4 protein-coding genes are annotated in these 6,000 nt (G+C 63.2%); 3 read left to right on the forward strand and 1 reads right to left on the reverse strand.

Features of this window, described 5'->3' with window-relative positions; translation table 11 throughout:
- The first annotated feature begins 58 nt into the window (after positions 1-58).
- The 3 genes from AAF604_05645 to AAF604_05655 all read left to right on the forward strand — a co-directional run bounded on the left by AAF604_05645 (position 59) and on the right by AAF604_05655 (position 4,966).
- Positions 59-2,269: a TonB-dependent siderophore receptor gene (locus AAF604_05645; GenBank protein ID MEM7049119.1), complete on the forward strand. Its 2,211-nt coding sequence runs from the start codon at positions 59-61 to the stop codon at positions 2,267-2,269.
- 566 nt (positions 2,270-2,835) lie between these two features.
- Positions 2,836-4,458: a chloroperoxidase gene (locus AAF604_05650; protein ID MEM7049120.1), complete on the forward strand. Its 1,623-nt coding sequence runs from the start codon at positions 2,836-2,838 to the stop codon at positions 4,456-4,458.
- Between the two features lie 130 nt (positions 4,459-4,588).
- Entirely contained in the window at positions 4,589-4,966 is a 378-nt protein-coding gene (locus tag AAF604_05655) for a hypothetical protein (protein MEM7049121.1), read from the forward strand.
- A 134-nt stretch (positions 4,967-5,100) separates the two neighbouring features.
- Here AAF604_05655 and AAF604_05660 read toward each other — a convergent pair.
- The coding region (locus AAF604_05660; GenBank protein ID MEM7049122.1) for a tetratricopeptide repeat protein at positions 5,101-6,000 on the reverse strand (900 nt) is incomplete at its 5' end.

Below are 6,000 nucleotides of genomic sequence, written 5' to 3' on the forward strand. Positions count from 1 at the left end.
TCGGCCTTCCAATGCAGATCAATTGCAAATTTAATCGAGTGAATCGAGGAGTCATCGAATGAAGCGCACGAAAACAATGCTGGGCTGGGCCCTCTTGACGGCGAGTACGCTTGCGATTGCGAGCGCACCGGCGCTGGCACAAGAAGTCGAAACCGAAGAAGCCGAAACCGAGACCGTCGAGGAGGCGATCACCGTTGTCGGCGAGCGCAAGGCTTACCGAGGCAACTTCGAGGTCATCGAAATCCCGGCGGCAGACCTGTCGATCGATGAAGAGTTGCTGGTCGAAGTCGGCGCGCTGAACCTCAATGACGCGCTCGATCTCTCCGCCGCTGTCGCCCGGCAGAACAATTTCGGCGGCCTCTGGAACGCCTTCTCCGTCCGTGGCTTCGCGGGCGACATCAACCTACCCAGCGGTTTCCTCGTGAACGGCTTCAACGCGGGCCGCGGCTTCGGCGGGCCGCGAGATCTCGTCGGCATCGAGTCGGTCGAGGTTCTGAAAGGGCCGCGATCTGCCCTCTACGGTCGGGGTGAGCCCGGCGGCACGGTCAACCTGGTCACGAAGCGCCCGCGATTCACCAGAGGTGGATACATCCGAGGCACCGCCGGAAGCTGGGACCAGTACCGACTCGAGGGTGACTTCCAGACCCTCCTGGGCGCGGATGACCAACTGGCTGTTCGCCTCGTCGGGTTCTACGAAGATGCCGAGAGCTTCCGGGAGGCGGTCGAAACCACGAAGTTCGGTCTCTTTCCGTCGGCAACCTGGAGTCTGACCAACAACACCATTGCAACCTATGAGCTCGAATACTCGAACCAGGAGATCCCGTTCGATCGTGGGGTCATCTTCTCAGAGGAGTTCGGATTCTCACCTCGGGACACATTCGTGGGTGAGCCGGGAGACGGGCCGATCGAGACGGAGGTCGTGGGCCATCAGCTCGAGATCCTGCACAACTTCAACAATAACTGGAGCCTTCTGGCCGGCTTCGGCTATCGGGATACATCTCTCGAGGGGAACGCGTCGGAAACCAACTTCGCAGGCCGTCAGACGTACTTCATCGACGGGCAGACGATTTCCCGCTTCTTTCGCTTCCGTGATTTCGAGTCTGACTACACGGTTCTCCGAGCCGAGCTTTCCGGTGAGTTCAATACCGGCTCGCTGCGCCATCGGCTGATCGTGGGCGCGGATTACGATGAGTTCGACAACAGCCTGCTCATCCTGCGCTTTCGCCCCGGCTTCTTCGGCGCGGGCACGGACCTCAGCTCGCTCGATCCGGCCGAGTACCTGATCCTCGACGCCTTCAATCCCGTCTACGGCTTGTATCCGATTCCAACGCCAGGGCCGAACACCGATCGCAATGAGGTGCTGACTGGCACAGGTATCTACATCCAGGATCAGATTTCGATCACCGACAAGTTCCAGATTCGGATCGGTGCCCGCTTCGATGACTTCGAGCAGGACCTCACGAATCTCCGTGCCAGTCCCGCGAGCACCGTGACGACGTCCGATGATCGAGTCTCTCCGCAGTTTGGAGCGCTCTATCGTGCCCATGAAGGGGTTACGGTCTACGCGTCCTACGGCGAGGGCTTCCGCCAGCAGACGGGATCCGACTTCCAGGGCAACCAGTTCGAGCCCAACATCACCGATTCCACTGAGCTTGGTGTCAAAGTGGACGTGGGGCAGTTCTCGGACACGGTGCTCGGTTCCGTTGGCGCGACGCTGTTCGAGGTCGAGCAAAGCAACTTCCTGGTGAACGACGACCGGCCGGAAGCCGTGGCTGCGGGCTTCTTTTCCTTCCCAGCAGGTACTGCCGAAAGCACCGGTTTGGAGCTGGACGCCAGCTTGACTTTCGCCAACGATCTCAACCTGTGGTTCTCGTACGCCTTCACCGATGCCGAGTTCACCAACAGCAATCCGGACGTTGACGGCTTTGGTGGTTTGATCGAGGTCGGCGATCCCCTGATCAACACGCCGGAACACCAGATCAACCTGCAAGTCAGCAAGGGCTTCACGGTCGGCTCCAAGCCGGCTCGGTTGGGTGGTGGCGTTCTCTACACCGACGAGCGGAACGGTTGGGTGGCGTTTGACTTCACCCTGCCGAGCTACACGACCGTTCGACTGTTTGGTGATATCGATCTCGTCGAAGGAATCAACCTCCGCCTGGACGTTGACAACGTTTTCGACGAGACCTTCTACACCAACTCCTTCTCGGACGTCTGGGTCGAGCCCGGCGCGCCGCGCAGATTCCGCGTCTCGGCGTCATACTCCTTCTAGCGACCCAAGGTTGCTGGCTCTCCCTCGGCTCCCCAGCTCTCCGCTGACGGAGCTGAGGGAGATCTGTTCCCCCTCCAGGGCGCCCATTCAGGGCGGCCCCATCAAGCCTCTGCCGCCGCCGGGCCGGGGGCGCCCAGCCCTCTCAGGCCCGGAAGCAGGTTGCCGATGAGTTTTTCAGCAACCGGCTAGCGCACCCGATTCGGCAAGTGGCTGGCACCTCTACCAGCTGGCACCTCTACCAGCTGAAGGCCGCAAGGGCTTTCTCGTCCCTTGCCACCATCAGACCACCCTCGGCGAATCGCATGCGGGATCCGCAGCTCCGCTTCGTTCCGGGGCGGTGCGGATTCCGCACACTCCGCGATCTCCGAGCCGAAAAGCCCCGCAAAACAAGTGGATTGGGACCTGGCACAGCGGTTGCCTTAGAAGGCGTGTGCAAGCGAGCTCGAAGGCGTTAGATCCCAAGGGCTCACGAGCTCAATGCGAGCTCGACACCTTGGGGAACACCATGAGAACTCCCTTCAAGTCGTTCATGACCTTGCTCTTGCTCAAACCAAAGGAGATTAGGAATGCAAAGTCAAAGACACCTAAGCACGCTGCTGGCGGTGGCGCTGTTTGCCGCGCCGCTGACTTCCATCCAAGCGCAACCGAGTCAGGAGAGATTCTCCGGCTCTCAGAAGGTGGGCTATCTCGGCCAGACGAGTCGCTCGGCGATGGCGCGCAACGTTCTCGAACGCCTGAACAGCCGGACCCAGGCGCGGCCCGTCTCGGACCAGGCCGACCGGGTCCTGCTGTGGCACGAGATCGCCCTCGACTCGGTTGCGATCGATCACACGCCGGATCCCGACACCGGCGAGGTCGGGCTCGACAACGGCGGACCGACGCGCACGAGCCGCGCGCTTGCGATGGTCCAAATCGCGGTCTTCGACGCGGTCAACTCGATTCGGCCTCGCTACACCGCGTATAGCGATCTCGAGCGGGCTCCGGCCGGCGCCTCGATCGATGCGGCTATCGCGATGGCGTCTTACACGGTGCAAGCCGCGATCTACCCGCAGCAGATCGACCGCCTGAAGGCGCTACTCGATTCGGATCTTGCGACGATCAACGCCGATCCGGCGGCAATGGCGGACGGGATCCTCGCCGGCGAGATGGCGGCACTGGCGGTGATCGCCACGCGAGCCGACGATCAGTCGCATCACGATGAGGCCGATTGGGGTGAGGGAGGCTACGTGGCCGACGGTGCCACGACTCACTACGGTACCTTGATCAACGATGGCTCCACCGAGAAGTTCGCCTGGGAGCCAGACCCGCTCACGCCCACCACCAGCGGAGACTCGGGCTTGGCTCTGGGGGCCTATTGGGGCTCCGTGACGCCCTTCTCGTTGAACCGCGGCGATCAGTTCCGCCTCGGGCCGCCTCCCGAGGCGGGCTCGAACCGTTACGTGCGCGGTTTCCGAGAGGTCTACCGGCTGGGAGCCTCGACCGATACCCCCGGGAGCACCTCGACTCCCGAGACCCGCTTCTTCGGCAACTTCTGGGGCTACGACGGCACGCCGCTGCTGGGCACTCCGCCTCGGTTGTTCAATCAGATCGCAATCCAAGTGGCTCGCGACGAGGGCATGAGAGGCGTCGAGGAGCTGGCGCGCTATCTGGCCCTGATCAACACCGGGTTGGCGGACTCGGCGATCGCCGCTTGGGACAGCAAGTACTACTACAACTACTGGCGCCCCGTGACGGCCATCCGGAAGGCGGACGACGTCGATGAGACCCCGGAGAACGCGGAGTGGAAGCCGGTTGGGATCTCGGTGATCAACACCGAGGACTCGATCACCCCAACGCCTCCCTTCCCGGCCTATCCGTCCGGTCACTCGACCTTCGGCGCCTCGACCTTCGAGATCATGCGCCAGCTATTCGGTAATCAGACGAGGTTCACCTTCATCTCCGATGAATACAACGGTGAGGGTGTCGATCCCCTCGGCGTGCCCAGGCCGCTCGTTCCCATTCGCTTCCGCAGTCTCGATGAAGCTCAGCAGTCCAACGGCGACAGCCGGATCTTCAACGGCGTCCACTGGCGCTGGGATGATCTCGGCGGCCAGCAGATGGGCGAGAACGTCGGACGCCATGTGGTGCTCGAAGAGGAAGCGTTTCAGCCTCTGCGTCGCCAGGGTCGAGGCAACAATGGCAACAACTGATCGACACGCTCTCCCTTGGAGAGGCACCAGGCTGCGCGTCCCACGGTCGGGCTTCGTGGCCACAGTTCTTGCCACCGCGCTCCTTGCCGCATGCGCTGGGCACCCTCAGCCCGACGTCGGGCTGGATCAAGTGGTCAAGGCCAAGGCGTCACCGGAGTCGTCTCAGTTCGTCGAGCAAGAACTGAGGTCACCGTTCACGCGAGAGACAGTGCTCGAGCTGAACGCGATCGTCGCTCGCTCGCTGTCGATCATCGGCCGCTTCGATACGGCCCGCAAGGAGTTTGCGACCAGGCCCTCGACCGCCGCGCCGCAGACGCTCGAAACGTACGCAGCGCTCGCCGCCGAGGCCATCAGCGCTCGGACGGAAATGTCGGCCGCGAACCAGCGGCTAAGGCAAAGCGGCGAGCCCTTCAACGAGGCGATCCTCGCAGCGATGATCCGTTTCGTCGACGGAGTCTCCGAAGAGATCGAGCAAGAGGCGGCGAACCTGGTGGTGCCTGGCACCTGAGCCTTTCCAGCAACCCCTTCCGGGGGCGCGATGGCCCGCGGGACACGAGCCCACTGAAGAAGGATTCGACAACCCTTGAAACCACCCAGCCCGGGAGCCGCCGAGGTGGCGGCCCCGGGTTTGGTCGTAGAACGCTAGCGATGGAGGGCGATCGCGGCCATCGCCTCGCCGGAGCATTTGGTAGCCAGGGCCTCGGCCTTCTCGGCCGTCCGGGACCAACCACGCGCTCGGGCGTCCAGGGTGAGGGTGGTCATCGCCATCGCCACGTGGGACGGACACGATGCCGCGGATGCTTCCAGCTCTCCCAGGGCCAGGCGGGTCTCCGCAACCATCCGCCACCCGCCGCGCTCGACCGCCCATGCTTCGTTGGCCAGCAACTTCGACCGGGCGCTCTCGATCTTGCCATCGGCCCCTGCGATCAACATCTCCAGGTTCTGTACTTCGCGCGCCTTGAGCTCTTCCCCTCGGGCGACGAGAGCTTCGACAGCGGCTCCTCGTCGCAGCACTTGGATCGCGTCATCGAGCGCACCTTGTCGATAGAGAATTTCGGCCAGCAGGAGCCAGTGGTCATCAGCCACAAACTCCGCCTGGACCGCTTGCCGAGCCTTCCGCTCCGCCGAGGCGAAGTCGCCGGCCTGAAGATCCAGCCACGAACGCAAGGCCCAAACACGGTTCATCAGGTCCGCATCGCCCTGCTCGGCGGCGAGGTCGGCCAGCTTCTCCACCGCGCCCTGGGCGCCTGGTACGTTGCCTCGCTCCTGCTGCGCCAAGACCTGCAGGGAGTAGGCCGCCATCTCCAAGTCCCGAGACTTCCGGCCGACGGAGACGTCCTCGAACTGCTGCAGCGCCGTCTCGACCACTTCGAGATCGCCGGCTTGCCATGCCGACCAGGCAAGACCGACCAGGACACGTACGGCCTGGGCGTAGCGTCCGATGGCTTGCGCTTGCGCTGCCAAAGTCTGGAAGCGGGTCTGCGCCTCGGTGACGTGGCCAAGATTGAGCGCCAGCCATGCCAGGTTCTCCTCGACCATCGA

This window comes from Acidobacteriota bacterium, from assembly GCA_039028635.1.
Lineage (GTDB): Bacteria > Acidobacteriota > Thermoanaerobaculia > Multivoradales > JBCCEF01 > JBCCEF01.